Here is a 26,367-nt window from a genome sequence, read left to right as displayed (position 1 = left end):
GCCGGTCGATGACCGGCTTTTTGTTGCCAACAAATTGTGCTCCATTAAGACGACAATTTAGCGTCTAAGTCTGCTATTTTCGCTTTCCATAACGCTGGTCCCCTAACATGGGCATTATCTCCTGAACTGTCGACAGCAACGGTCACAGGCATGTCTTCCACTTCAAATTCGTAAATGGCTTCCATTCCCAAATCTTCAAACGCAACGACGCGGGCCTTTTTGATCGCCTTAGACACTAAGTACGCAGCACCGCCAACGGCCATCAAATAAATTGACTCATGTTGTTTGATGCTTTCAACCGTCGCAGGGCCACGTTCAGCTTTACCAATCATGCCAATCACACCGGTCTGTTCGAGCATCATGTCGGTAAATTTATCCATACGAGTCGACGTTGTTGGGCCAGCAGGTCCTACAGCTTCATCACCAACGGCATCCACAGGGCCAACGTAGTAAATAAACTTGTTCGTAAAATCCACACCGTTTGGCAAGCCTTCGCCATTGTTTAACATTTCTTGGATGCGCTTGTGAGCAGCATCTCGACCGGTTAGAATTTTACCAGATAATAATACCGTTTCACCCGTCTTCCACTCTTTGATGTCTTCTTTGTTCAAGGTATCAAGATTGACTCGGCGCACCCCCTCGCCTACTTCCCATGTGATCTCAGGCCAATCAGTTACTTTCGGTGTAGGGAGTTCGGCAGGGCCTGTGCCATCAAGGTGGAAATGCACGTGACGAGTCGCGGCACAATTTGGGATCATACACACAGGTTTAGACGCCGCATGCGTGGGTGCTGTTTTAACTTTTACATCAACCACAGTCGTTAAACCCCCAAGGCCCTGCGCGCCAATGCCCAACTTGTTGGCTTTGTCATACAAATCTAATCGCAATTGTTCATCGGCGTTTTCAGCGCCTTTTTCAATCAAGGCTTGAATGTCAACAGGATCCATTAATGACTCTTTGGCCAACACTGCCGCTTTTTCTGCCGTGCCACCGATACCAATACCAATCATACCTGGAGGGCACCATCCGGCTCCCATGGTTGGAAGTGTTTTAAGAACCCATTCAACAACATCATCTGATGGATTCAACATGACCATTTTACTTTTGTTCTCAGATCCACCGCCTTTGGCAGCAATCATTACTTCAATCTGATCACCCGCCACCAATTCAGTGTGAACAACCGAAGGAGTGTTATCCCCCGTATTGGAACGTTTACCATTTGGATCGGCAACAATGGATGCTCGAAGTGGGTTATCAGGATGGTTGTATGCGCGACGAGTGCCTTCGTCGACCATTTCTTGTAAAGTTAAATCACCATCCCACTGAACTTTCATTCCCACTTTTACAAAGCAGGTCACGATCCCAGTGTCTTGGCAAATTGGACGACGACCTTCGGCCGACATCCGAGAGTTAATTAAAATTTGAGCAATCGCATCTTTGGCAGCTTGAGACTGCTCTTTCTCATAGGCTTCTGCGAGCGCATTTACGAAATCTAAAGGGTGGTAATAGCTAATGTACTGAAGCGCATCTGCGATGCTTTCGATTAAGTCGTCTTGGCGAATTATTGTCATTTTATTATTCCGAATTCAGACCTTAGAGCCTTATCCGCTCCTCGGGTTCAGGTAGATGTTTTATAAGGCAAGCGTATAATACCTTCGGTCCGATTTAGGCACCAGTCAACAAATCAATATTAGGGAAAAATCATAGATATGAAGTCGCAAGCAGCAATCATTGAAATGGATTGGAACCAATTTGGCGATCCTCAAGTTGTTGCTCATCAATACGCCCACGAAAAAGGCTTTGCCTGGCTGGATTCCGCTAGTTCGGACCATCAAGATAGCCGTTATCATATTATTGCCCGCAAACCCGAACTCACACTGACAGCGCACCATCATGAGGTCAAACTTCATCCGCATACGCAACGTTCGTTGCCCTCGATACCTAAACAGATTGAAGGCCAACCGTTTAAAATATTAGAGTTTATCGCCCAGCAAATGGCATGGTCGGTACCGGAGTCCGACTCACTGCCATTCAAAGGCGGATGGCTCGGGTATTGGGGATATGATGCAGGCCGTTATTTGGAGTCTTTACCAGAACGCGCCCGAGACGATATTCGTTTGCCCGATATCAAAATGGGCTGGTATAACGCAGCACTCATTATCGATATGGTACAACAGCGCGTTGTTGTGGTGGGGCATGCGCCAAGTGCAGAAGCCCTAGCAAGCGAATTAAAATCCCATTCACCGAATGAGTACAGCGCTCAGTTCCAACTGACTTCCGAGTGGAAGTCAAACATGACAGCCGCTGAATATGCCAACAAATTCTCCCGTGTCCAAGATTATTTGCACGCGGGTGATTGTTATCAGGTCAACTTAGCTCAACGACACCAAGCCCATTTTACCGGCTCCCCTTTTGCTGCCTATTGTGCCCTTCGCCAGCACAATAAGGGCCCTTTCTCAGCTTTTGTTAATGGTACCGAAGGCCAAGTGCTAAGTGTTTCACCTGAACGTTTCATTCGATGTGACGGACAAAAAATTCAAACGAAGCCCATCAAAGGCACTCGTCCCCGCAAAGAATCGCCACAAGCGGATCAGAGCGAAAAGGTTGCGCTCCAAAATTCAGAAAAAGATCGCGCTGAAAACTTAATGATTGTGGATTTGCTGCGCAATGATATTGGACGTGTGGCGGCTCCCGGGACGGTAGATGTGCCAGGATTGTTCGAAATTGAAAGCTTTCCAGCGGTGCACCATTTAGTCTCCACCGTGACTGCCGATTTAAATCCATCGCATAGCGTATATGATTTGCTCGCAGCATGTTTTCCCGGAGGCTCCATTACAGGCGCGCCCAAAATACGGGCGATGGAGATTATTGAAGAGCTCGAACCTAACCGCCGCAGTGTGTATTGCGGCGCCATCGGGTACATCTCAGTTGATGGCACCATGGACACCAATATCGCGATTAGAACGCTGGTATGTGACCCAAATACAATCTATTGCTGGGCTGGAGGTGGTTTGGTGGCCGACAGTCAGTGTAACGATGAATATCAAGAAACCATCGACAAAGTCAGTCGAATTTTACCTTTGTTGAGCGCTCTTTGATGTCCCATTATCAGCAACATATCCTGTCGCGCTATTGCTTAAGTCCAATATCAATTGCCGATCATCAAGCAGATTTTGACCATCAAGCTGCAGTGCTTATTCCATTAATAAAAAATGGCGACGATTACGACGTGCTCTTCACTATTAGGGCCGCACATCTTCGTCACCACGGTGGACAAATCAGCTTTCCTGGAGGCAGACACGACCACTCCGATCCAACGCTTTGCCATACAGCAGTGCGCGAATGCATTGAAGAAATAGGCGCTAAACCAGACTATGTCTTAGGTTCGCTTCCTCGTTACATTTCAAATAGTGGCTTTGAGATCACCCCTTTTTTGGGTGTTTTTGAACAATTTCCAACACTGAAACTCAGCCCTGATGAAGTTGACTCTAGTTTTAGTGTGCCGTTGTCGTTTTTGCTTGATGCACGTCATCACGTCTGCCTGCCTATTCAAAAAGGTCATCGCATATTAGATGTATATTGGATCGCATGGAACGGGCACTACATTTGGGGGGTTACAGCCGGTATTATTCATACGCTTTACAGCCACATCAAGGGCATTAATGTTAGCTCTGAGCGAGCCGCACGTTATCCTTTACAGCGATAGTAAGTCGGATATGAAGCTGTTATTTGCGCCTTAGCTTCATCCACCGCTAGTATCATTCTGGTCTTAAAATTGTACCAACGGATATTTAGATGATCAGTGTTCGAGAAATGTTTACCGTCGGCATTGGGCCAAGTAGCTCTCACACCGTGGGGCCCATGAAGGCCGCTCATGCATTTGTCACTCAATTAGCGCAAACGAACACACTTGGCCATGTTAGCCATATTAAGACAGAGTTATACGGTTCTCTGGGGCAAACGGGTAAAGGTCATGGCTCAGGTAAAGCGGTCATTTTAGGACTCGCAGGCTTTTTGCCTGAATCTGTCGATATTGATGCTGTAGATTCGATTCTCACTGAAGTTGACCGCTCTCAACAACTCAAGCTGCTCGACCAGCATTGGAGTGCATTCCCTAATAAAGGCGCGATAACCTTCCACTTCCGTAAATCGTTACCTAAACACAGTAATGGCATGATGTTTAGTGCATTTGATGGCACCAAACTCTTATCACAACAGGTTTATTACTCCATTGGTGGCGGTTTTATTGTTAGCGATGAAGCCTTTAATCCATCCACTGAACAACAATATCCACAAGCATTACCATACCCTTTTACCACCTGTTCAGAGCTGCTCGCTCACTGCCAGCAATTAGGCCTCTCAATTGCATCATTAGTGAAGGCCAACGAAGCACAGCTGGCAGCTTCCAGCGACGCGATGGCACACATCCGTAACATCTCTGACGTCATGGAGCAAAGTATTGTACGAGGATGCCGTGTGCAGGGGCTTTTGCCCGGGGGATTAAAATTACAAAGGCGTGCCCCACAGCTGGCCCGACAACTTAAAGCCGAGCGCCACAATACATCCGATCCACTAAACGCAATGGACTGGGTCAATCTTTATGCGCTGGCAGTGAACGAGGAAAATGCAGCAGGAGGCCGAGTGGTCACCGCCCCCACTAATGGTGCTGCGGGAGTGATTCCAGCGGTGCTTGCCTATTACCGACACTTTATTGGCGACACCGACGATGAAACCTTAGAAGAGTTCTTTTTAACGGCAACAGCCATTGGTACCCTATATAAATACAATGCAAGTATTTCAGGTGCAGAGGTCGGTTGCCAAGGTGAAGTTGGAGTGGCCTGTTCAATGGCCGCCGCGGCACTCACTGCGATTATGGGCGGCACTCCTGCTCAAATCGAAAATGCAGCTGAAATTGGTATGGAACACAATTTAGGGTTAACCTGTGATCCAGTAGGTGGTCTGGTTCAAGTGCCTTGCATCGAACGAAATGCAATGGGAGCGATTAAAGCCATTAACGCCTCGCGTCTTGCATTACGAGGTTCCGGACTCAACAAAGTCTCATTGGACAAAGTCATTAAAACCATGCGAGATACAGGCCGCGATATGAAATCTAAATACAAAGAAACAGCTCGCGGCGGTCTCGCAGTCAACATTATCGAATGCTAACTATGCCTATAAAGAAAATTTTATATACCTGTGCAGCGGTGTTATTGCTGCAAGCTTGCCAGACTACAGCCCCATCAAAGCCATTGCCTCAACGGCTGGAAGAATGGCGCGGCGCCAGTTTTGACGAATTAGTTCAAGCTTGGGGATTACCCGCTCGACAATCATTTGAGACAGAAACAGGCTTTGCCGAATGGCAGGCCGCTCAGACCAAATCAGGCCCAAGCATATCGCTCGGTCTGGGTGGTTTTGGGAGTAATGTTGGAGGCTCAGTTGGCACAACTATTTATGGTGATGAAACAGAAGAACGTTGCGTGCTACAAGTCCAATTCGACGCCAATAAAACAGCCACGCAATTAACGCCAAAAGGGCCTACAGAATTATGCGACCGTATTGTCAGCACGCGTTACCACTAAATTAGCGTACCGGTAAGGTCATGTTCTTAAACATGTTCATGCAGTCTTCTGTATGACTTAATGCAATGGCTTCATCCACCACATCTCTTGTGAGATGGGGCGCAAAGCGTTCAATAAAATCATACATATAACCACGCATAAAGGTTCCTTTACGGAAACAAATATTTGTGGTGCTCGGCTCAAACAAGTGATTCGCATTAATCGTCACAAGATCACGATCGATCTCATTGTCGATTGCCATCGTTGCGATGACTCCTACCCCTAACCCTAACCTCACATAGGTTTTGATCACGTCAGCATCGGTGGCCGTAAATACAATGTGAGGTTTGCGTCCTGCTTTTGCAAATGCTTCATCAAGCTCTGAACGTCCTGTAAAGCCAAATACATAAGTCACGAGTGGAAATTCAGCTAATTCGTCAACGGTAATATTGCTGCTTCGAGCTAAAGGATGATCTGAACGAACGACTAATGAACGAGTCCAGTGATAACAAGGTAAGCGCACCAGATCCTGGTATAAATGCATGGCTTCGGTCGCAATGGCGAAATCGGCTTCGCCTTTGGCCGCAACTTCACTAATTTGCACAGGTGTACCTTGGTGCATGTTGAGACTTACTTTTGGATAACGCTCGATAAACCCCTTGATCACTTCCGGCAATGCGTAGCGAGCTTGAGTATGAGTGGTGGCTATATTGAGCAAGCCTTGATCGGGCTTAGTATGCTCTTGCGCAATCGCGCGTATACTATCGGCTTGCTCTAGCATCGAACGAGCAACGTCTAGAATTTCAATGCCAGCAGGAGTCACATGGCTTAAATGTTTACCGCTTCGGCCAAAAATTTGCACTCCAAGTTCGTCTTCAAGCATGCGAACTTGTTTGCTAATTCCGGGCTGAGACGTATATAAACTTTCTGCTGTAGCAGAAACATTGAGATTGTGATTGAAGACTTCGACGATGTATCTGAGCTGCTGTAACTTCATCAGAACCCCTTAAGTTGGCTATTACACCGAATGTAATTAGACTTAGTGTATGTTCCTGAGGCATTTTCTCCAAGCCCTTGACCATTGAAAAGGCAAAATGTACGAATTATTTCTGAATAAGAAAGCGCTCATCGTTGATGATTTCTCTGAATTTAGAGTTTCTCTGAAGTCAATGATGGAGAGTTTTGGATGCACTGATATTGACTTGGCCCGGAATGGCGAAGAAGCAACAGCATCATATGCCGCCAAAAAACACGATATCGTTTTGTGTGATTATAATTTGGGCAAAAGCCAAAATGGACAGCAAGTATTGGAGGAAATTAGCCTGCAAGGTTGGCTTAGAGCCGACACTGTCTTTGTGTTAATCACTGCTGAAACATCGTTAAGTATGGTGATGGGTGCGTTAGAGTTTAGGCCCGACGACTACATGACTAAACCCATTACCAAAGGCAACCTTAGAACCCGCCTGACCCGAACGTTGGAGCAAAAATCCGAGTTAATTGAAATTTATCAGGCGCAAAATGAACGGGAATTTTCTCAGGTTGTCGCGTTGTGTAAACAAAAAATCACCAACGGAAATAAGTACAAAGGCATTTGCTATCGGATTATGGCCGAAGCCCTGCTGCAACAGGAAAAACCGCTTCAGGCACAAAAGATCTACCAGCAACTTGTTGATTTGAGACCCGCTCAGTGGTGCTTACTCGGACTTGCGCAAAGCCAATTCATGGCTAAACAGTTCGATCAATGCATTGCCACCGGCCACATTGCTTTGGAAGACAATCCTAACTCGGTTGAAATTCATGATTTGATATCGCAATGTTACACCCTTAAAAAACAAATCCCTCAAGCCAGAGAGCACCTGTCCAAAGCTTTAGCCATTTCACCTTTGTCGATTAAGCGTCAACGCAAAGCTGCTCATTTAGCAACGCTTGCGAACGATCCTCAAGCACGACTCAGGGCATTACGCCAAGTTTCTTCATTAGGTCAGCACTCTATTCAGTCTGAGGCGGATGATCACGCTTTGTATGTAGACGAGTTACTAGAGCACTCAAAAACAGCCAGTGGTTCCAACCGCCGCCGGCTCATGGCCGATGCACAACGCCAAGTCGATATTATTTCAAAGAAAACCAAGCGTTCAACACGAGAGCAAGTCCAAAACGACGTATTGATTTCTCGCTTTGCGCACATCACGGGCGACACAGCAAAAAGTAAACATTATTTAGAACGGGCACTGACATCGTCCAAGGAATTACTAGAGTCTCAAGACGAGACCAGCCTCCAAATGCTCAAACGAACGCTGGTCAACGCCGACTGCAGCAACGAACTAAAAGCCTTAGAAGCACAACAACAAGCCGCCCAAAAAGCGCATGCAGAACAAGAGCATCTGGCGGCCAACTCACAAGAAAACAAACAGGGAATGAAGTGCTACGAGGCAGGTGACTTCATGGGAGCAATTCAATCATTCCGTATTGCTCTGTCACAAAGCCCCTCAAGTACGGCAATTGTATTAAACTTAATTCAATCCATGTTAAAGCAACCGATCAATTCGAAGAACAAGCAAAACGTGCGTGAAGAATGCTTGCAATTGCTTGAAAAACTTAGTTTATTACAACCGACCAATCCTAGATATCAGCGCTACCTGACCTTATTGGATAAAGTTAGAGCGTTATAACAACGAGTACGATTGATGACCGAAAAGCCACCGAATATTGAGTTTTCAAGTGTATTAGCCGCGTGCGTTCACGATATGAAGAATAGCTTGTTTATGCTACTTCAATCCATTGAGCAACTTGCTGCCAGCGAAAATATGGCCGATGAGAAAAAACAAGAATTAGCAAAACTTCATTATGAAGCTTATCGCGTTAACACCAATTTAATGCAACTACTTGGTCTATACCGGCTTGAGAAAAAGTCATTGCCCCTCAATGTCGAAGAAAACTTTATTGCAGACATTCTCGATGAGATGGTGGCTAAGAACAGTCTGTATCTTGACAACCGTGGTATCGAAGTGACCTGCGAGGTCGATAGCGACTTAGTGTGGTACCTCGACAATGACCTTATTAGCAATTTATTAAGTGACATTGTTAACAACGCACTGCGCTATTGTGATCGCCAAATTGCCCTATCAGCTTATATTTCCCCACAGAACGAACTGGTGGTGCAGATTGAAGATGATGGCGATGGATACCCAGAACAAATGCTAAACTTTAGCTTGCACGGAGACATGGCTGAATTTGAAGCTTCAAGCGGACGTACCGGTTTAGGGCTGTATTTTGCGGGACTTATTGCAGAGTCTCACAAAAATGAATCAAAAAGAGGCTATATTCAACTTCGCAATGGCGGACGATTCGGCGGCAGTGTATTTACATTAACTCTACCTTAATTCATCGGTTTCGAGTAAAGTTAGCATAAGCCGAGATTTTATAATTTATTGAGCGATAGGATAATTCCTTAATGTCAGGTATGTCACTCGTTGTTGTAGCTCTAGTTGTGTTATTGGTGGTCTTGATGATCGTCGTAAACCTAGTGCAGCAACAAAAAGAAAAGAAAGAAACAGAAAAACGTCAGGAATCTGTTCGCCAAAAAGCGATCATCGATGAGACTGAAGAGGTCATGCTACTCAGCAGTAAAATTCCGATGAGCTCAAACGTTGTATCGATGTTGCTGAACCGTATTGGCAATGCACTGCAATCCTGGAATCGAGTTGCACCCACGAATGATTTAAAGCAACGCCTTAAAGACATTAAAAAACAACAAGCCAATATAAAAACCGGCTACCGCGAAATTGCCGAAGCAACATTTACGATTCCAGACAATGAAAAGCACGCGGTACAAATGCTTCAAGGCATTAAGAAGCTCCGCTTGCTGCTGCGTGCCGAACACAACAAGGGCACCGTCCCACCGGCCATATTTGTTGAAGAAGAAAAGCGCATTGATCGTCTCATGATAAGAATCAACCTCGACAACTTAGTCTCGCGCGCGACTTCGTCTTTGTTGACTCAACAAATTGGTAGCTGCCGACAAATGCTCGACAAAGCAGAAGCCATCGTTGCATCTGTAGCTGTGCCCGATGACTATGTGAAATCAAAAATCGCAAGCATCAACGACATGCGCGCTCAGATTCAAGAAATCACCCAAAAAGCCGAAGCGGAAAACATGGCTAAGGTTCAAACACCAGCTGAGGACGAGCAATTCACTCAGAAAAAATGGTAGTTCAATTGACGCTCATGACACATACGCCGAGTGCTTATCACTCGGCGTTTTTGTTGCTCCCTCCTACTTGTCAAACGATGGTCATATCACCGTCACGCAACCGTCATATAAATCACTTCTAATCGTTGTTTTTGAAATGATGTTCAGGGAAGTGACATGAAACACTATAAAAAGATATTAGTGAGCGCGATTTTGTGTGCAACGCTCGTTGCATGCAATAGCAGCAACAATAACAACGGCAAAGCAATTTCTTTGTCCATTCTCCATATGAATGACCACCATTCTCATATCAACGCAGACGACTTTGACTACGATGTTTCAGCATTGTCATTGTCAGACAAGCTCGAAGATGGCTCCAACATTAGCGAAGTGTCCGTCACCTACGGCGGTTTTCCAATGATGAAAACCTTGTTTGATAACTTAGCCGCAACTGCAACTAACCCGATTAAAATTCACTCTGGCGACGCAATGACAGGAACCGTCTATTACAGTCTGTTCAAAGGTGAAGCTGACGCAGCGGTCATGAACGACATTTGCTTTGATGTGTTTGCATTGGGAAATCATGAGTTCGATGATGGAGATGCCGGCTTAGCCCGTTTCCTCGATTTTTTAAATCGCGGGAGTTGCAATACTCCAGTGCTCGCAGCTAACGTAGTGCCGCACGCCCAGTCCCCTATTGCGAATGATTATATTCAGCCTTATAAACTCATGGAATTTGAAGGCGAACAAGTCGGTATTATTGGAATCGACATTGCCGACAAAACCAAGAATTCATCACAGCCTGATGCCGAAACCGAGTTTTTGAACGAAATTGAAACATCACAAAAATACATCGATGAACTCGAAGCAATGGGCGTAAATAAAATTATTTTAGTCACACACTACCAGTACAAAAATGACCTCTTACTCGCACAAAGCCTTACAGGTGTAGATGTGATTGTTGGTGGTGATTCTCATAGCCTTTTGGTTCCAAATTACCCGGTCGCTAGTTCCTCAGACATGTCAGGTGAAGCTCCTAAGAACCTGACAGACATTGGCTTTAATGCGGTGGGAAGTTACCCAAGTATTGAAACGAATTTAAACGGTGAAACAGTGTGTATCGTTCAAGCTTGGGAGTATGCGCATTTAATGGGCATGCTTCAGGTCGATTTTGACGAAAACGGCGTTGTTACCCATTGCTCTGGTAGCCCTCAAATGCCGCTCGATACCACGTTTGTATACGAGTACAGTGATGATGAAAACCGCGTTCTTAGTACAGGTGACTCTCAACGAGTGGTTGCCGAATTAGAACAGCTTTCTGAGCCGGTTTTTGTTGAGCCAGCAGCATCCACCCAAACGCTCATCGATGGATTCAATGAGCAAGTTGCGGTGCTTGAACAAACAGTCATTGGAGAGGTGTCTGAAGATCTATGCCTAGACCGCTGGCCAGGACAAGCACGCTCCACAATTTGTGACGCAAGTGCAACCTATGAGCACGGTAGTGATATCTCAAATATTGTTGCAAAAGCATTTTTAACGGTGACCCCCACCGCCGATATTGCTATTCAAAACGGCGGTGGCGTTCGTGTTGATGTGGCGACTGGCGAATATACCATCGCAGATGCATTTACCTTGCTGCCCTTCTCAAACACACTCGTCACCTTAAACATGACAGGTGCTGAGATCATCACCGTGATTGAAGATGCGTTGTCCAACACGCTCGACGATGAGGGGTCGACGGGCTCTTACCCGTACGCTTCAGGGCTTCGTTTTCATGTCAATGCCAGTGAAATAGAAGGTCAACGTGTGAGTCAGGTCGAAGTCAACTCTCGACTAATGGGTGACTGGATTGCCATTGATACGTCTGCAACATATACAGTTGTCACCAATGACTTCATCGCTTCTGGTCGTGACGGTTATGACACGTTTGGCGTTATTTATAACGACTCTAAATTTGTTGATACTTACACGGAGTACGCGGAAGGCTTTATCAAGTACATGACGCAACTTTCAGAAAACAATCAGACTCAAGCCAAATTACCTAAAGATGAATACAGCACTCAAGGTTACATTGGTACCAACGGTTGTGACCACAGTGCGCAAACTGACTGCGAAGGCTTCTAAGTCAACTTGACGCAGCATATCGAACAAAGCCACCTCTCCTGGTGGCTTTGTTTTTTAAGCTACATATCAGCAATATCCACCTCCCTTCAATTCCTTGATTCCATTCACCTGGTCTTCGGGTGCGAGAGTTCATCAAGCATCCACAAAAGCAAATACTTACAGACTCATTTAAAAATTTTTAAAAATATGTGTGTCACTTTTAAATCTCATAACAATTTCTAGTAATTCAACCGAGTTTGTTACGGCTGGTAGCAAATTAAACGACTTGAGGTATTACTGTGACTTTGTGTATTTCCAAAAAACGAGTGTTTTGTGCACTGTTAGGTTCAACCATTTCTGTCGCGTCAGCGGAGCAACACATTGACTTAAGCCAGTGGCAATTAGCCTGGAGCGATGAGTTTAACTACGCCAATGAACAGCTCGATAATAACTGGATCTCTCAAAATGGCCCCACAGAAAACCCTTGGGTGTTAAGCAGCCGGTGGCGCGACAACTCAGAGATTAAAGACGGCATTCTTCACTTGATGAGTAAGAAAGAGAGTCGTGGAGGTCAAGAATGGACGACAGGAAACATTTGGTCTAAACGAGCCTTCCACTACGGCTATTTTGAAGCCCGTTATAAATATGCAGGCGCATACGGCACCAATAATTCATTTTGGTTTTGGCCCAAACAAGGTGTAGCCGACCATGAAAAAGCCTGCGAAATCGATATTAATGAGGGGCATTACCCTAATATTATGAATACTAACGTCCACAACTGGACGGATACGTACACATTACCCAATGGCCGAGTGAGTCATTCAGACGACCAATTACATCACACTTTGTTCGGTAAACCCGATCATACTATTGCGCTATCCGAGCCCATTAAAACAAAAAAAATCCGCCTAAAATCGAGCAATCCAGCATCAATACACTTAAGCGAGTTCAGAGCTTTTGCCCCTGAAAAATCAGGCTATCCCGACGCATTTGATCAGGACAAAGTAAATGCACTCACTAATCATGCTCTGTCTGATGATGTTGAACTCAAAACCAATGGCGTTTTCAATAAGTTACCGTCTGAAGAAAAATTTGCAATCGACGGTCGCAGCGACACCCGTTGGGTGTCAGAGAAGCATGGTGAAAAATTCATTGAGCTTACATGGCCCAACGAAAAAGAAATTGGTGCCGTACAATTTATCAATGGATGGCTGCAAGAGTCTGGCCCATCCAACGGTAATTATCGCAACTTAATGAGCGATTACACGGTTGAATACCACGATGGGCAAGAATGGGTTCAGCTTGCTCAATACAATGCTGCCGACATTGCTGATTTTTCTAAAGAGTTTCACACCTACGGCCTTGAGTGGGACGAAGATTACTTTCATTTTTACTTTGATGGAAAGCTTTACTACTCCATGCGAAACGATGTGTGCTTCAGCGAAACAACCATGTTGTTTAGCTTAGCGATCTTAAAAGCTGACATTGCAGGGCCCGTAAGCGACGACATCGACGGCACAAGTATGGCCATTGACTGGGTGCGCTATTACACACCCAAAGCCCAATAAGCAGATATCAAGGCCATTTAAATGAATATTATTGATATCAGCGTAATTATTCTATTCAGCGTTCTTGTGCTCGGTTGCGGAATAAGCTTTTCCGGGTCGGGCAAGAACATGAGTAGTTTCTTTTCCGCCGGAGGCGCATTGCCTTGGTGGATGAGTGGCTTGTCGCTATTTATGAGCTTCTTTTCTGCCGGTACTTTCGTAGTTTGGGGTTCTATTGCTTACAAGCATGGATGGGTTGCAGTCACCATCCAGTGGACCATGTGCATTGCCGGTATCATTATCGGCTGCTTTATTGCACCCAAGTGGCAAAAAACCAAAGTACTCACGGCCGCAGAGTTCATCAAAGATCGGTTAGGTTTGCGAGTACAAAAAACTTATACCTATATATTTTTAATTATTGCGAGCTTTTCAACGGGTACCTTCCTCTACCCTGTCGCCAAAATCGTTGAGGTCTCGACGGGCTTGTCCATCGAGCACACCATCATTGCTCTGGGTATTCTCATTCTTATCTATACCGCTGTAGGCGGTTTATGGGCCGTGATCGTTACCGATATTTTGCAGTTTATAGTACTGACTGCGGCAGTCCTCATTGTTGTGCCGTTGTCACTGGACAAGATAGGAGGGATCAGCAATTTCGTTGAAAAAGCACCGATTAACTTTTTCAATTGGACCAATGACGAGTATTCCTGGGGCTTTATGTTTGCCTTTGGGATTTACAACCTATTCTTCATTGCAGGTAACTGGGCTTATATTCAACGTTTTACGAGCGTTTCTACGCCCAAAGATGCCAAAAAAGTCGGTTGGCTATTTGCCGGTTTGTACTTTGTAAGCCCCGTCATTTGGATGATTGCTCCGATGATTTACCGAACTTTGAATCCAGAATTAGCTGGATTTGAAAACGAAGGAGCTTACTTGTTAATGTGCAAAGAAGTGTTACCTGTTGGCATGCTTGGTCTAATGCTGGGAGGGATGATTTTCGCCACATCAAGCTCTATCAACACATCCCTTAACATTGCCGCGGGCGTCATCACTAACGACATTTTCAAGCACTTTAAACCTCAAGCATCGCAAAAAATGCTCGTCGCGGTCGGTCGCATTGCTACCATTACCTTGGGCTTTATCACAATTGTTGTGGCCTTGCTCGTCCCCCAAATGGGAGGTGTTGTAGAAGTCGTCATGACCATGGCTGCATTAACCGGTGGTGCACTTTTCCTTCCTCCAATTTGGTTACTATTTTCTCGATACCAAAACGGCATATCTATCTTGACCACCACGGTCATGACGCTCACCGTCAATGGCTTCTTCAAATTTTTAGCACCGTGGCTCATCAACGTAAAACTGAGCCGGACTGAAGAAATGGCGTTGGGAGTGCTATTTCCTGTGCTGATTTTGACACTCTTCGAGCTAATGCTACGCACGCGTAAGCAAGAAGCGAGCGGGTATCAAAATCACGTGAATGCCATGTCTGAGCGTACCCAACTTGCATCCGCCACGTCTCAATCGCAGCACCAGTCGGAAAACCAAAAAGGCATTCGAGTTGTAGGCTTCGGCATCACAGCAACAGGCGCCATTATGCTGGCATTGTCATCCATTGCCGATAACGGACAAATCGTCATCGCCGGGATGGGCAGCATTATCTTTTGCATTGGTTGTTACCTGCTGTTCAGCCAGCGTGACCGCTCGGAGCCAGAGGTGAATTATGAGCCCAAATAAATCTACATATTTTCCGTGGGACATTCCCCAAACCAAACCGAAAATGGCGTTAAGTCAAGCAATGGAACGTCTTTACGACAATTACTTAACACCTAGGCCGGAAGATAACCCGTTATTTACTAGCTTTAAATACACGCAGTTGGAAGGCTTAGATTATAACAATGATGACGGAACGGTGTCGCGTCGCGACCCCTCCAAAATCATCTGCGTCAATCAAAAATATTACGTTTGGTATACCAAGCGTCATACCGTATGCCCTCCCAAGGGGCCCGAGCAATGTTCAGAGACGGTTCCATCCACAGACTGGGATTTAGCTGAGATCTGGTATGCAACCAGTGATGATGGGTTTTGTTGGACCGAGCAAGGCGTTGCCGTGTCACGCCCGCCAAAACCAGAGCTAGGTTGGCGTTCAGTATCCACGCCCGACATTTTGGTCTGGAACAATAGGTATTACTTGTATTATCAAGCATTTATGGAGGCTAGCGGGACCCAAGGCGACCATTGTCCAGTCACGCTGTCATCATCAGACTCTCCTGACGGGCCTTGGCAAGCGTCGGGCGCACTCGTTGTGCCCAACGGACCGGAGGGAAGCTGGGATCAATTTTCCATCCATGACCCCTACTTGTTAGTCTACCAAGACAAGATATTTTTGTATTACAAAGCCGCATATGGCGACCGCCCCGAATACCTTGTAGGCAATGGCGTCGCAACAGCCAGCGACCCAATGGGGCCGTTTAACAAACACCCTTTAAATCCCATTTTGAATTCCGGGCATGAAACCACTTACTTTCAGTTCGGAGAAGGTATTGCGGCATTTGCTATTCGCAACGGCAATGAAAGCAATACCATTCAATACGCTGCAGACGGCGTCAATTTCTCGATTGCATCAGTCACATCAATGATGCCCGTGGCCGCAGGCCCTTTCATTCCTTCAGCGTTTGATTCATCGGCGCACGCGCATGGCATTGAATGGGGCTTAAGCCACTTTTGCGACAAGCGTGACCCCACCACTAAGCATAGCTTTCTGGGCCGTTTCGACTGCAACTTATCTCGTATTAATCACAGTGGTGAAATGAAACAAACAGACGTCATTCACCATCCCGATGTGTACTTCAGCCAAGCATTAACACCGGCTGAGAAAGATGCCCGAACTTCTGCCAGCGCTCGCTCAGCAAATCAATCAAAGTAGTAAGAACCATGATTATAGAAAAATTTAATCCCGACTCTCGTGAAAATAAAACGAATCACTTAACCACAGAATTTGTAGTTGTTGGCGGAGGTTTAGCGGGTGTTTGTGCCGCGATTTCAGCAGCCCGAACAGGCACTCAAGTCATATTGGTGCAAGATAGACCCGTACTCGGCGGTAACGCCTCTAGCGAAGTTCGATTGTGGGCTTTAGGCGCCACTTCGCACATGGGGAACAACAACCGTTGGTCTCGCGAAGGCGGCGTCATTGACGAAATCATGCTGGATAATTTGCGTGTTAACCCCGAAGGCAACCCTCTGATTTTCGACACTGTTCTACTCGACAAAGTGGTGGCAGAATCCAATATCACGTTGCTACTGAATACTGCGGCTCAGCAAGTGCATAAATCGGATGATACGACCATTACCCGTATCGACGCTTTTTGTAGCCAAAATTCCACACAATACAGTATTTCAGCCCCACTCTTTTGTGACGCGACAGGTGACGGCCTCGTTGCATTTAATGCAGGCGCTGCTTTTAGAATTGGCGCTGAAGCAAAAACTGAATTTAACGAGCTTTTGGCATCGGACGAGGCCAATACCGAATTGTTGGGTCACACGCTGTTCTTCTACAGCAAAAAAATGAATAAACCAGTGAGTTATAGCGCTCCTAAATTCGCTTATACCCAAGAGGAAATTGGCGCTATTCCGCGCTGTGGAAACATTCAAGGCCACGATTCAGGGTGTAAATTTTGGTGGATTGAATTTGGTGGAGTAAAAGACACGATCTATGAAACCGAAGATATCAAATGGGAACTTTGGAAAATTGTTTACGGTATCTGGGATTACATCAAAAACAGCGGTAAATTTGATGACGTAGACAACTTAACTTTGGAGTGGGTTGGCACAGTACCGGGCAAACGTGAAAGTCGCCGGTTCGAAGGCGAGTACATGCTCACTCAATCAGACATCGTCGAGCAAACAGAGTTTTCGGATGCCGTTTCGTATGGCGGCTGGGCTATCGACATTCATCCTGCCGAAGGTATTTATAGCGATCGCCCTGCATGCTCTCAATTTCATTCCAAAGGTGTGTATCAAATTCCTTATCGATGCTTTGTCAGCAAAGACATCGACAACCTGTTTTACGCAGGTCGGATTATCAGTGCAAGCCACATGGCGTTTGGCTCTACTCGCGTCATGATCACCTGCGCTCACGGCGGTCAGGCAGTTGGCGCCGCAGCAGCCATGTGTATTCAGCAGAACTGTTCACCGAAGTCGTTATTGGCTCCCCAAAAAATGCAAGAGCTACAACAGCGCCTTAGCGCCGTTGCCCATGGCATTCCGGGCATTACTTTGGATCAAAGCCAAAACAAAGCCGCCACTGCCACCTTGTCCGCTTCGAGTGAGTTGGCACTTAGTACTTATGAATCGAATGGTGATTACCAGCAATTGTGCCAATCCAGCGCGCAACTCGTGCCGCTGCAGTCTGGCCCTGCGCCGCTCATGGCAATAACCGTTAAAGCCACTGAAGCAACGCAGTTGACATGCCAACTCCGCACCAGCTCAAAACCCGCGAACTATACGCCAGATGAAATACTTAAAACGATAGAGATTCCGGTTGAAGTCGGTGAACAATGCGTTTCGATTGATTTCTCAGATGTTAATGTTGGCGATCAATACGGTTTTATCTGCTTCTTAGCCAATGACGCAATATCGTTGCCGCTTTCAGATCGACTCATCACGGGCACCCTAGCCGTGTTCAATAAGGTACACAAAGCCGTGTCAAACACTGGCCGTCAAACGCCACCGCCTAACAGTGGTATCGATGAATTTGAGCTTTGGACACCTGAACGCCGCCCCAACGGCCAGAACTTAGCCATGACATTCTCGCCTCCATTGGCAGCATTTAACGTTGAGCAAGTGGTCAATGGCCATGTTCGCCCTTGGCTCAAAGCTAATGCTTGGGTGTCTGATTTAAGCGATCCTCAGCCCCGTTTAACGCTGACATGGCCTGAGGAAGTGACAATTGAGCAGATCGACATGTTTTTTGATTCCGATTCAGATCACGCACTGGAAACTGTATTGATGGAACACCCTGAAACAGTGATACCTTACTGCGTTCAACGCTATCGCATTAAGACAGCGGAAGGTAAGCTCATTGCCGATGTAAACGACAACCACCAAACTATGAACCGTTTGTGTTTAGCATCACCGATTCAAACTCAGCAAATCGTTATTGAGTTTAGTCATCCATCGGATCATGTGCCTGCGGCACTATTTGGAATAGAAATTCACTAAAAAGGAATACACCTGTGTTACTGAAAAATGCATTGAACAAAGGGACAGTTGGCAAAGCCATCACCACATGGGCTTGCGCAACTGCTGCGCTATTTACAGTCGGATGCGAAACTCACCCGACCGCCAGCCTAAACGCAAATCAAGCATCTGTCAGTAACACAGAATACTTTTTAGTGGGCAGCTACACCGCGCCTGAAACACCAGGTGTTCAACTGCTCAGTTTCGATATTTCAGCACAGCAACTGCAACTAGAAAAAGCGGTCACAGACACGATTAATCCGTCGTATCTGAATTGGCAGTCAGAATCTCAAATGCTGTACGCCATTGCGACGACGACTACAAATGAACCACGATTGGAAATCCACCAATGGCAGGCTCAGCAGCAAGCGTTCGAATTGCTCCATTCTGTGCCCGTAAACGGCAGCGGCATTTGTCATATCGGCGTGAACCCTGAACACCAACAAGTTGCTGTTGTGAATTATAACAGTGGCAATAGCGCTCTATTCGACCTCGAAGGTCCAACACAAACACCCGTTTTAAGAGATGAATATCAGCATAGCGGCAGCAGCCTCACGTCTCGCCAAGAAGCGCCTCATTTGCACTTTGCAGGATGGGGCAACAATAACCGCTATTTGTATATTACCGATTTGGGAACCGATGAAATATTGATGTTCGACACCCACAAGCAAGCGCTTAAGCCTCAACATAAAGTTTCGACACTCGCTGGAGACGGCCCTCGACACTTAGCCTTTCACCCGTCAAAACCCTGGGTGTACAGCCTGAACGAGCTCAGCAACAGTATCGCCATATTTGAACAACAAAACTCTGATGGAACACTGATCCCATCTGGACGAGTGGAGGTTATTTCAGCTGCAAACACAACTCCGAAAAATACCGCATCAGCCATTCGTATCAGCCCTAACGGAAAATATCTCTACGTCGCCATTCGAGGCGAAAATATGTTGTACGGATACTCAATCCAAGACTCTGGTGAACTAAAGAAAGTCACCCAATTGAGTACCGGTGGCAACCATCCAAGAGACTTTAATTTCTCAACCAGTGGCAACTACATACTGGTGGCAAACCAGCATAGTAATCGTCTGAATTTAATTCAGCGCAACAAGCAAACAGGTGTACTCACTGCAACCACAGTTGAAGCTAGCGTCCACAAGCCATCGTTCATTCAAAGTTTTGATAATTCTGCTCTGTTGCCAGTGAGAGGTGGCTCCACACAATGAGCCAGAAGGCCCCCATAGAATTGACCGATATTCACATTATTGAACAGGTAAAACGCGGTGATATTCATGCCTATTCAATATTAGTTCGACGATACGAACCATCGGTCAGGGCTTGTCTTCGTGTTCGCTTAGAAACGGCTCATGAAGCTGAAGACTTGGCGCAAGAAGCCTTTATATTGGCCTATAAAAAGCTTGAGGACTTCCAATCCGATTGCTCGTTTGGTGCCTGGCTTCGGGGCATTGCCATTAACTTGTTAAGAAATTACAGGCGTAAACACAAATTGATTGCCGTCGGCGGTCATGCTGAGCTAGAAACGTTAGTCAACGAACACATTGATGAACGTTTTAACGAAGACAATGAATCAGCACATCTAAGCAATTTAAAAAGCTGCTTTAATCGGCTCGATCAGAAAATGCGTCTGTTGTTAAATGAGCACTATAACCTCGGCTTTTCCGTGACCGAGCTTTGTACTAAATACGATGAACGACATTCAACGATGACCATGCGGCTCTATCGGCTGCGGCAGAAATTAAAAAGCTGTATCGATAGCAAAATGAGGGATCTGACCCAATGACATCAAATTCCCATTTAAAACCCGAGCATGAACGGCTGGTCGCAGCTTATCTCAGTGGCGAAGATGTTGCTGAAGAGCTATTGGCTGAGTGTAAAACGACGCCTCAACTGTTAACAACGTTGAGCGAACAAGTCAGCATCGAACGATTATTGGCAGCTGAACTCATGGCGGAAAACGATACTCAGTCGTTTTCGAGTGAAGTGATCGAGCGCATTCTGCCAGAGCAATCCAGCAGCCTTGTGGATCGCGTCAACAACGAAATTAACAACATCAAAGCCCCTACCCCTTGGTATGAAAAACCAATGGCGATGGCTGCCAGCATTGTGATGTTAGTGAGCATTTTGTTTGCTGCCAATTATGTAGATTTACAACAGGATTTTGCTCAAGTTACCAAAATCGCAGCCGTGTCACCTGCATTGGACAGCTTACATATCGGGAATCATTTAGGCCGAGGCGAAGTAGAGCTGCATCAAGGATACAGCGAAATCACCTTGAATAACGGTGTGGTGCTCGTTTTAGAAGCCCCCATTAAGTTGCAATTAAAATCAGCCGAACAAGTCATTTTGGATCACGGCAAGTTAATTGCGCGAGTACCCCCCAATGCCATTGGTTTCCGTATTGACACCCCCAGCTCAGAAATCATTGACTTAGGAACAGAGTTTGGTGTTGAAGTAAACCAAAACGGTGCGTCGAAGGTGCATGTATTAGACGGTGAAATTAAAGCGCGCGGCAATACAGAACAGAGTTATCGCCATGCGAAAAAAGATGAAGGTCTAGCCTTCGACTTGGCCCACCAAGTAACAAATTTCAAGAGCGATGCCAGCGAATTCATGCGAGTGTTGCCGGGTAACTCAGCGCTTGAGCCTGATTATTTGCACTGGTCTTTCAATGAGCAAATCGAGCAACAGTTTCCATCGACTGGTCAAGGGCTTACATCCGAGCAATACCCCGCTATTGATCGTTCTCCAGCCGACACGCCAATTTCGCATATAACCGGCGTATTTGATCAGGCAATTGAGTTTGATGGCCAAGGCAACTGGTTAGAAACTAATTTTCCAGGCATTGGTCATGACGACCCTCGAACCGTTAGTTTTTGGTTGAAAATTCCGAAAGATTTCTCGATCAATCACGCCTATGGTGTGGTCAACTGGGGGTTGCAACAGGATTATGCTGCTTGGCAAATTTCGCCCAATCCAGAAGCGATAGACGGCCCTTTAGGCCGACTTCGCATTGGTACCTATCAAGCACAAGTTGTAGGGTCTACCGACCTTCGAGACGATCAGTGGCATCATATTGCAGTGGTTCTTTACGGCGGCGAAACATCTAATATTGCCACACATGTGTTGCTCTATGTGGATGGTGAATTAGAGCGCACGCAAAACAAATCCATTGCGAAAATCGATACTTTACTCGATCACCCTCTGTCGCGACCTTTGAGTCTAGGCCGGAATATTGGCTACGAAGACAAGGCTCAACATGAGCAACAAATGTTTTTCAAAGGCGCTTTAGATGAGCTTTACGTTCATGAAGCAGCCCTATCTCAGCAACAAATTCAACAGCTCATGAATCAGAACAAATTAGCGCTTGAGAATGAATCGATAAAATAAATTAACATTACATGTGTCAATTCAAAACGCTGACCACAATAAACTTTAAATCGTTCAACTTGAGGTCAGCGTTTTGCGCGAAAGTAAATTTTTAAACTTACCCCTTGTACTGCTAAGTTCAATCGTGTGTCCGTTCATCACATCATGTGGTGCTGTCACTGATAGCGAAGATAAACAGTTATCACAAGTTCGGGTCACTGATTTTGAATCGGCTCACATTCCATCGTTCATTGAAGCGTTTAATGCGGATATAACACTGGTTAAGAACGGGGTTGATAGCCAGGGTTTGCAAGTATCATTTTCAAATTCACACGCCTCGTCAGGCATCAATTTAGTGCCTTCTGCACCTTGGAACACTTCAGAGCTTGGTAACAATGCATTGATGTTTGATATACAAAACACGGGCGTCACGCCAGTGATGTTAAGTACCAACGTTAAAGGTCTCTCAGACGCGGTTCAGCGGCGCACAATCGGGCTCGATGTAGGTGAAAAAACAACCCTATATTTCGAATTAAAAGGTCTCGATCTAAATGTAGACACGGGCCTTCGAGATACGCCCCCTACGTTTGACTCACCTGCGCGCAAAATGATTCTGCGCGGCGGGAAAGTCAATGCAGATTTTTCTGACGTGTACGACATTTCAATTTATACCGAAACTCAAATCAACCTGACTCAAGTGGTGCTCGACAATGTTCGATTTGAAACAACGCCAACCCCCAACGCCGACTATTTAAATAAAATCGTCGATGCGTATGGGCAGCGCAATGATGTTGAATTTGACTTAAAAGTAACATCTGATGCACAACTCAAAGCGCGTGCCGATGAAGAGTTAAAACAATTAGCACAATCGAAGGGCTGGCCTGAACGCAGCAAGTTTGGCGGTTGGAGATCGGGCCCCAAATTGAATGCAACAGGATACTTCCGTACAGAAAAAGTGAGCGGTCAATGGGCCATGGTCGATCCTCAAGGTTATTTGTTCTTTTCCAGCGGCATTGCCAATGCTCGTATGGCCAATACATCAACCTTTACCGGGGTTGATTATAAAGACGACTCTGTGCGCTACATAGACCCAAATGATGTGACACCTGAAGATTCTCAAGCCATTGGTGGCAATTACACAAAAGCCCAAAAAACAGCTTATATCGCCAATGAACAACGTCACAATATGTTTGAGTGGTTGCCTGACTACAACTCGCCGTTAGCAGAACATTACGGCTACCGTAGAGAGTCCCACATGGGTCCAATTGAACACGGTGAAGTCTTTAGTTTTTACCAAGCTAACCTAGAACGCCGTTACGGTGAAAGCAGTCCAAAATCTTACATCGATCAATGGCGACAAGTGACTCTCGACCGAATGAATGATTGGGGATTCACCTCATTTGGTAACTGGACAGATGCGTCATTTTACAACAACAATCAAGTGCCCTATTTTGCCAATGGTTGGATCATAGGTGACTTTAAAACACTCAGCTCAGGGTTTGATTATTGGGGGGCAATGCCAGATCCATTTGATCAAGAATTTGTACGCAGAGCCCATATCACCACGGCAGTGATCGCTGAAGAAGTGCAAAATAACCCGTGGTGTATTGGTGTCTTCATCGACAATGAAATGAGTTGGGGGGGACAAGGAAAACCGATTCAGCGCTACGGTATTGTATTTGACGCTCTCACCAAAACACCATCAGACAGCCCAACCAAAGACGTGTTCAGCCAAATGCTCAAAGATAAATATGGCAACATCGATGCGTTGGCAACAGCATGGCACAGAGACATCAATTCGTGGGCAGAGCTCGATAATGGCCTTGATTACAAAATGGACACCGAATTCTCTGAAGCCATGCTGAGTGATTTCTCGTGGTTACTAGAACGCTATGCAGATGAATATTTCAAGGTCGTCAAACAAGCCGTTGCTGATGTACTGCCCAACCATATGTATATGGGCGCTCGTTTCACCTCGTGGGGAACATCACCAGAAGCACGTTGGTCTGCCAAGAAATATGCAGATGTGATTAGTTACAACTATTATCGAGAAGGACTCGATCAAGTGACGTGGGGATTTCTTGAAGAGCTAGACATGCCAACCATTATTGGTGAGTTCCATATTGGTTCAACGGATACCGGTCAACCAAACCCCGGAATCATCCATGCGCCGAATCAAAAGACGCGCGCAGATATGTATGAAACATACATGGATACGGTGATCGACAATCCATACCTAGTCGGCGCACACTGGTTCCAATACATCGATTCGCCTATCACAGGCAGAGCGCACGATGGCGAAAACTACAACGTAGGTTTTGTCACCACCACAGATATTCCATACCCGCACTTAATAAAATCTGCGAAAAAGGTGCATCAAAGCCTTTATCAAAGACGCTATGGTCAACAAGCGCCTCAAAAGTAATGGTGCATCACACATATCGCCCCATAGCCGACACACGGTTTTTGGGGCGATACACATCATTAGTCTACAACGTGCTTAAAATACGGAGCGCACAATTCCGCCATCAATACGCAGTGCTGCGCCATTAATTGCAGAAGATAGTGGGCTACTGATGAAAGTGGCAAAGTCTGCGATCTCTTTTGGATTAATCAAACGGCCAATCAACGACGTGGAGCGGTTCTCTTCCATAAACTTACGTTCGGCTTCTTCATAAGCAAGTTCGGGAAATAAGTTTTGAACAAATTCTTTCACACCTTCGGTTTGAGTCGAGCCCGGCAACAAGGTATTGACTGTCACTTGAGTCCCTTTCGTCAACTCCGACAAACTTCTGGACAACGACATTTGCATTGTTTTCGTGGCGCTGTAATGCGCCATCTCTGGTGCCGGATTTACAGCCGACTCACTGGACATAAAGATAATTCTACCGGAATCTTGTGCGAGCATAGTATTCAAGTAAAAGCGCGATAATCGCACTCCACTCATAATATTCACATCCATAATGTGCTGCCATTGCTCATCGGTACTTTTCAAAAACTCAACCGACTCATAGATCCCCAAATTGTTAATCAAAATATCAATGTTAGGGAATTGCTGGGTGGTGATGTCATTTCCTTCGGCAGTTGCATTGTCAGCCACTAGACGCTCTAGTTTCGCGGTTGGAATCGCAGCAGTAATTGCTTCGATTGCACGTTCAACACTGGTAGATGAACGACCATTGACAATGACAGTCGCGCCTTCGGCTGCCAACGATTTGGCAATTTCTAAACCAATACCGCCAGTAGATGCGGTAACCAATGCAAGCTTGTTGGTGAGTTGTAAGTTCATATGATGACTCCAAAGGAAAACGGTGTATTTATTCTAGGAGACATATACTAAACGCAGAAACAACCTACTAAAATATCATCAATGGAACATCACTTGTGCCAAAAGAGAACAAATGAATATTACATTAGATCAACTCAAAGTCTTGGTGGCGGTCAATACCAGCGGCAGCTTCAGTAAAACAGCGGAATTGCTAGGACAAACTCCCTCAGCCATCAGTCGAAAAATAGGCCAATTAGAAAGACAGTTAAATATTCAACTATTTACCCGCACAACTCGACGTATTAGCCTAACCAACGAAGGGAGAATCATCACTGAAAAAGCGCAATTAGCATTGACCATCGTCAATGATATTCAAGACAACGCAGCCCTTAGTCATGGTGAACCAGCGGGTAAATTGAAAGTGGACGCTCCTACACCATTTCTAGAGCACTGCATCATGCCTTACATTGATGGCTTTATGAAAAAGTATCCCAAAATTCAATTGGAACTAGCGAGCTTTGATCATCAAATCGACTTAATCGCCGAGCAAGTTGACGTCGCGTTTAGAATTGGGGAGCTGAAAGATTCATCACTGCATTACCGGCGTGTTGGCAAATCGCCGCTGCGGATTATTGCAAGCCCGGAGTACTTGAAGAATCACGGTGTTCCGAACCATGTGAATGACTTGCATCAACATGCGTGTATTGGTTTTTCTCAACCGCTCAGTCTGAACCATTGGCCACTCATTCAAGACGAACAGAGCAAAGCATTTGAGCTCAACACAAAACTGGCGTGCAGCAGTGGATCTTTAATTCGGCAAGCAACGCTCAACGGCATGGGCATTGCGTGTTTAGCCGACTTTATGACCCGCAACGATTTAACTCAAGGGCGCTTGGTACAAGTGCTAACTGACGCAACCATCACACAATACCAGCCCATTCATGCAGTATTTTACAAACCTTACCAAAGTTCACTAAAACTCAAATGCTTTGTTGATTTCATCATTGAATCTATCGCGGACCAATTACAGTAGCTATCATGACGATGAACATGGTGTGCCTTCAAACTCTAGTCATCAATATGCAA

20 protein-coding genes are annotated in these 26,367 nt (G+C 45.8%); 17 read left to right on the top strand and 3 right to left on the bottom strand.

Translation table 11 applies throughout. The features are described from left to right. Positions 1 to 44 precede the first annotated feature (44 nt). Positions 45 to 1,571: a fumarate hydratase gene (locus NAF29_RS08900; RefSeq protein WP_251261218.1), complete on the bottom strand. Its 1,527-nt coding sequence runs from the start codon at positions 1,569 to 1,571 to the stop codon at positions 45 to 47. 138 nt (positions 1,572 to 1,709) lie between these two features. Here NAF29_RS08900 and pabB point away from each other — a divergent pair, with 138 nt between their 5' ends. The 4 genes from pabB to NAF29_RS08880 all read left to right on the top strand — a co-directional run bounded on the left by pabB (position 1,710) and on the right by NAF29_RS08880 (position 5,579). After that, positions 1,710 to 3,098 (top strand): aminodeoxychorismate synthase component I, encoded by a 1,389-nt coding sequence (gene pabB / locus NAF29_RS08895; RefSeq protein WP_251261217.1) that lies wholly within the window; start codon positions 1,710 to 1,712, stop codon positions 3,096 to 3,098. Beyond that, a complete protein-coding gene (locus NAF29_RS08890) occupies positions 3,098 to 3,706 on the top strand; it encodes an NUDIX hydrolase (protein ID WP_251261216.1) in 609 nt (202 codons plus the stop codon). Before pabB ends, NAF29_RS08890 begins: the two co-directional genes overlap by 1 nt. 89 nt (positions 3,707 to 3,795) lie before the next feature. Further along, on the top strand, positions 3,796 to 5,166 hold the full coding sequence (locus tag NAF29_RS08885) for an L-serine ammonia-lyase (RefSeq protein WP_251261215.1): 1,371 nt from the start codon (positions 3,796 to 3,798) through the stop codon (positions 5,164 to 5,166). Between the two features lie 2 nt (positions 5,167 to 5,168). Continuing rightward, a complete protein-coding gene (locus NAF29_RS08880) occupies positions 5,169 to 5,579 on the top strand; it encodes a hypothetical protein (RefSeq protein WP_251261214.1) in 411 nt (136 codons plus the stop codon). Position 5,580: 1 nt separating this feature from the next. Here the strand turns inward: NAF29_RS08880 and cysB are convergent, their stop codons facing one another. Continuing rightward, complete coding sequence (gene cysB, locus NAF29_RS08875; RefSeq protein WP_251261213.1) at positions 5,581 to 6,555, bottom strand: HTH-type transcriptional regulator CysB; 975 nt, start codon at positions 6,553 to 6,555, stop codon at positions 5,581 to 5,583. Positions 6,556 to 6,652: 97 nt separating this feature from the next. Here cysB and NAF29_RS08870 point away from each other — a divergent pair, with 97 nt between their 5' ends. The 12 genes from NAF29_RS08870 to NAF29_RS08815 all read left to right on the top strand — a co-directional run bounded on the left by NAF29_RS08870 (position 6,653) and on the right by NAF29_RS08815 (position 24,438). Further along, entirely contained in the window at positions 6,653 to 8,227 is a 1,575-nt protein-coding gene (locus tag NAF29_RS08870) for a tetratricopeptide repeat-containing response regulator (RefSeq protein ID WP_251261212.1), read from the top strand. Between the two features lie 15 nt (positions 8,228 to 8,242). After that, on the top strand, positions 8,243 to 8,938 hold the full coding sequence (locus NAF29_RS08865) for a sensor histidine kinase (protein WP_251261211.1): 696 nt from the start codon (positions 8,243 to 8,245) through the stop codon (positions 8,936 to 8,938). 71 nt (positions 8,939 to 9,009) lie between these two features. Continuing rightward, a complete protein-coding gene (locus tag NAF29_RS08860) occupies positions 9,010 to 9,768 on the top strand; it encodes a hypothetical protein (protein WP_251261210.1) in 759 nt (252 codons plus the stop codon). A 156-nt stretch (positions 9,769 to 9,924) separates the two neighbouring features. Continuing rightward, on the top strand, positions 9,925 to 11,871 hold the full coding sequence (locus NAF29_RS08855) for a 5'-nucleotidase C-terminal domain-containing protein (protein WP_251261209.1): 1,947 nt from the start codon (positions 9,925 to 9,927) through the stop codon (positions 11,869 to 11,871). A gap of 278 nt (positions 11,872 to 12,149) precedes the next feature. Then, positions 12,150 to 13,418: a family 16 glycosylhydrolase gene (locus tag NAF29_RS08850; protein ID WP_251261208.1), complete on the top strand. Its 1,269-nt coding sequence runs from the start codon at positions 12,150 to 12,152 to the stop codon at positions 13,416 to 13,418. A gap of 108 nt (positions 13,419 to 13,526) precedes the next feature. After that, positions 13,527 to 15,131 (top strand): sodium:solute symporter family protein, encoded by a 1,605-nt coding sequence (locus NAF29_RS08845; protein ID WP_251261207.1) that lies wholly within the window; start codon positions 13,527 to 13,529, stop codon positions 15,129 to 15,131. Further along, positions 15,118 to 16,320: a glycoside hydrolase family 117 protein gene (locus NAF29_RS08840; RefSeq protein WP_251261206.1), complete on the top strand. Its 1,203-nt coding sequence runs from the start codon at positions 15,118 to 15,120 to the stop codon at positions 16,318 to 16,320. Before NAF29_RS08845 ends, NAF29_RS08840 begins: the two co-directional genes overlap by 14 nt. Positions 16,321 to 16,328: 8 nt before the next feature. Next, on the top strand, positions 16,329 to 18,614 hold the full coding sequence (locus NAF29_RS08835; RefSeq protein WP_251261205.1) for an FAD-dependent oxidoreductase: 2,286 nt from the start codon (positions 16,329 to 16,331) through the stop codon (positions 18,612 to 18,614). Between the two features lie 14 nt (positions 18,615 to 18,628). Further along, positions 18,629 to 19,852, top strand: coding sequence for a lactonase family protein (locus NAF29_RS08830; protein WP_251261204.1), 1,224 nt, complete (start codon positions 18,629 to 18,631; stop codon positions 19,850 to 19,852). After that, positions 19,849 to 20,427: an RNA polymerase sigma factor gene (locus tag NAF29_RS08825; RefSeq protein WP_251261203.1), complete on the top strand. Its 579-nt coding sequence runs from the start codon at positions 19,849 to 19,851 to the stop codon at positions 20,425 to 20,427. Before NAF29_RS08830 ends, NAF29_RS08825 begins: the two co-directional genes overlap by 4 nt. Beyond that, on the top strand, positions 20,424 to 22,034 hold the full coding sequence (locus NAF29_RS08820) for a LamG-like jellyroll fold domain-containing protein (RefSeq protein WP_251261202.1): 1,611 nt from the start codon (positions 20,424 to 20,426) through the stop codon (positions 22,032 to 22,034). The genes NAF29_RS08825 and NAF29_RS08820 overlap by 4 nt, the downstream gene beginning before the upstream one ends. Before the next feature lie 73 nt (positions 22,035 to 22,107). Further along, complete coding sequence (locus NAF29_RS08815) at positions 22,108 to 24,438, top strand: beta-galactosidase (RefSeq protein WP_251261201.1); 2,331 nt, start codon at positions 22,108 to 22,110, stop codon at positions 24,436 to 24,438. Positions 24,439 to 24,513: 75 nt separating this feature from the next. Here NAF29_RS08815 and NAF29_RS08810 read toward each other — a convergent pair whose 3' ends face one another. Then, the gene (locus tag NAF29_RS08810) at positions 24,514 to 25,302 is read right to left on the bottom strand and encodes an SDR family NAD(P)-dependent oxidoreductase (RefSeq protein ID WP_251261200.1); all 789 of its coding nucleotides are present in this window, start codon (positions 25,300 to 25,302) and stop codon (positions 24,514 to 24,516) included. Positions 25,303 to 25,414: 112 nt separating this feature from the next. Here NAF29_RS08810 and NAF29_RS08805 point away from each other — a divergent pair, with 112 nt between their 5' ends. Then, the gene (locus NAF29_RS08805; protein WP_251261199.1) at positions 25,415 to 26,314 is read left to right on the top strand and encodes a LysR family transcriptional regulator; all 900 of its coding nucleotides are present in this window, start codon (positions 25,415 to 25,417) and stop codon (positions 26,312 to 26,314) included. Positions 26,315 to 26,367 lie beyond the last annotated feature (53 nt).

It is taken from the genome of Echinimonas agarilytica, from assembly GCF_023703465.1.
GTDB classification, from domain to species: Bacteria; Pseudomonadota; Gammaproteobacteria; order Enterobacterales; family Neiellaceae; genus Echinimonas; species Echinimonas agarilytica.
This window is presented reverse-complemented; position numbering and strand designations above follow the sequence as displayed.

What these genes read in the sequence shown, in the direction of transcription:
- pabB (WP_251261217.1), top strand. Translation starts at nt 1,710, where the DNA reads ATGAAGTCGCAAGCAGCAATCATTGAAATGGATTGGAACCAATTTGGC.
- NAF29_RS08865 (WP_251261211.1), top strand. Translation starts at nt 8,243, where the DNA reads ATGACCGAAAAGCCACCGAATATTGAGTTTTCAAGTGTATTAGCCGCG.
- cysB (WP_251261213.1), bottom strand. Translation starts at nt 6,555, where the DNA reads ATGAAGTTACAGCAGCTCAGATACATCGTCGAAGTCTTCAATCACAAT.
- NAF29_RS08860 (WP_251261210.1), top strand. Translation starts at nt 9,010, where the DNA reads ATGTCAGGTATGTCACTCGTTGTTGTAGCTCTAGTTGTGTTATTGGTG.
- NAF29_RS08845 (WP_251261207.1), top strand. Translation starts at nt 13,527, where the DNA reads ATGAGTAGTTTCTTTTCCGCCGGAGGCGCATTGCCTTGGTGGATGAGT.
- NAF29_RS08840 (WP_251261206.1), top strand. Translation starts at nt 15,118, where the DNA reads ATGAGCCCAAATAAATCTACATATTTTCCGTGGGACATTCCCCAAACC.
- NAF29_RS08805 (WP_251261199.1), top strand. Translation starts at nt 25,415, where the DNA reads ATGAATATTACATTAGATCAACTCAAAGTCTTGGTGGCGGTCAATACC.
- NAF29_RS08820 (WP_251261202.1), top strand. Translation starts at nt 20,424, where the DNA reads ATGACATCAAATTCCCATTTAAAACCCGAGCATGAACGGCTGGTCGCA.
- NAF29_RS08810 (WP_251261200.1), bottom strand. Translation starts at nt 25,302, where the DNA reads ATGAACTTACAACTCACCAACAAGCTTGCATTGGTTACCGCATCTACT.
- NAF29_RS08855 (WP_251261209.1), top strand. Translation starts at nt 9,925, where the DNA reads ATGAAACACTATAAAAAGATATTAGTGAGCGCGATTTTGTGTGCAACG.
- NAF29_RS08825 (WP_251261203.1), top strand. Translation starts at nt 19,849, where the DNA reads ATGAGCCAGAAGGCCCCCATAGAATTGACCGATATTCACATTATTGAA.
- NAF29_RS08880 (WP_251261214.1), top strand. Translation starts at nt 5,169, where the DNA reads ATGCCTATAAAGAAAATTTTATATACCTGTGCAGCGGTGTTATTGCTG.
- NAF29_RS08835 (WP_251261205.1), top strand. Translation starts at nt 16,329, where the DNA reads ATGATTATAGAAAAATTTAATCCCGACTCTCGTGAAAATAAAACGAAT.
- NAF29_RS08870 (WP_251261212.1), top strand. Translation starts at nt 6,653, where the DNA reads ATGTACGAATTATTTCTGAATAAGAAAGCGCTCATCGTTGATGATTTC.
- NAF29_RS08885 (WP_251261215.1), top strand. Translation starts at nt 3,796, where the DNA reads ATGATCAGTGTTCGAGAAATGTTTACCGTCGGCATTGGGCCAAGTAGC.
- NAF29_RS08890 (WP_251261216.1), top strand. Translation starts at nt 3,098, where the DNA reads ATGTCCCATTATCAGCAACATATCCTGTCGCGCTATTGCTTAAGTCCA.
- NAF29_RS08900 (WP_251261218.1), bottom strand. Translation starts at nt 1,571, where the DNA reads ATGACAATAATTCGCCAAGACGACTTAATCGAAAGCATCGCAGATGCG.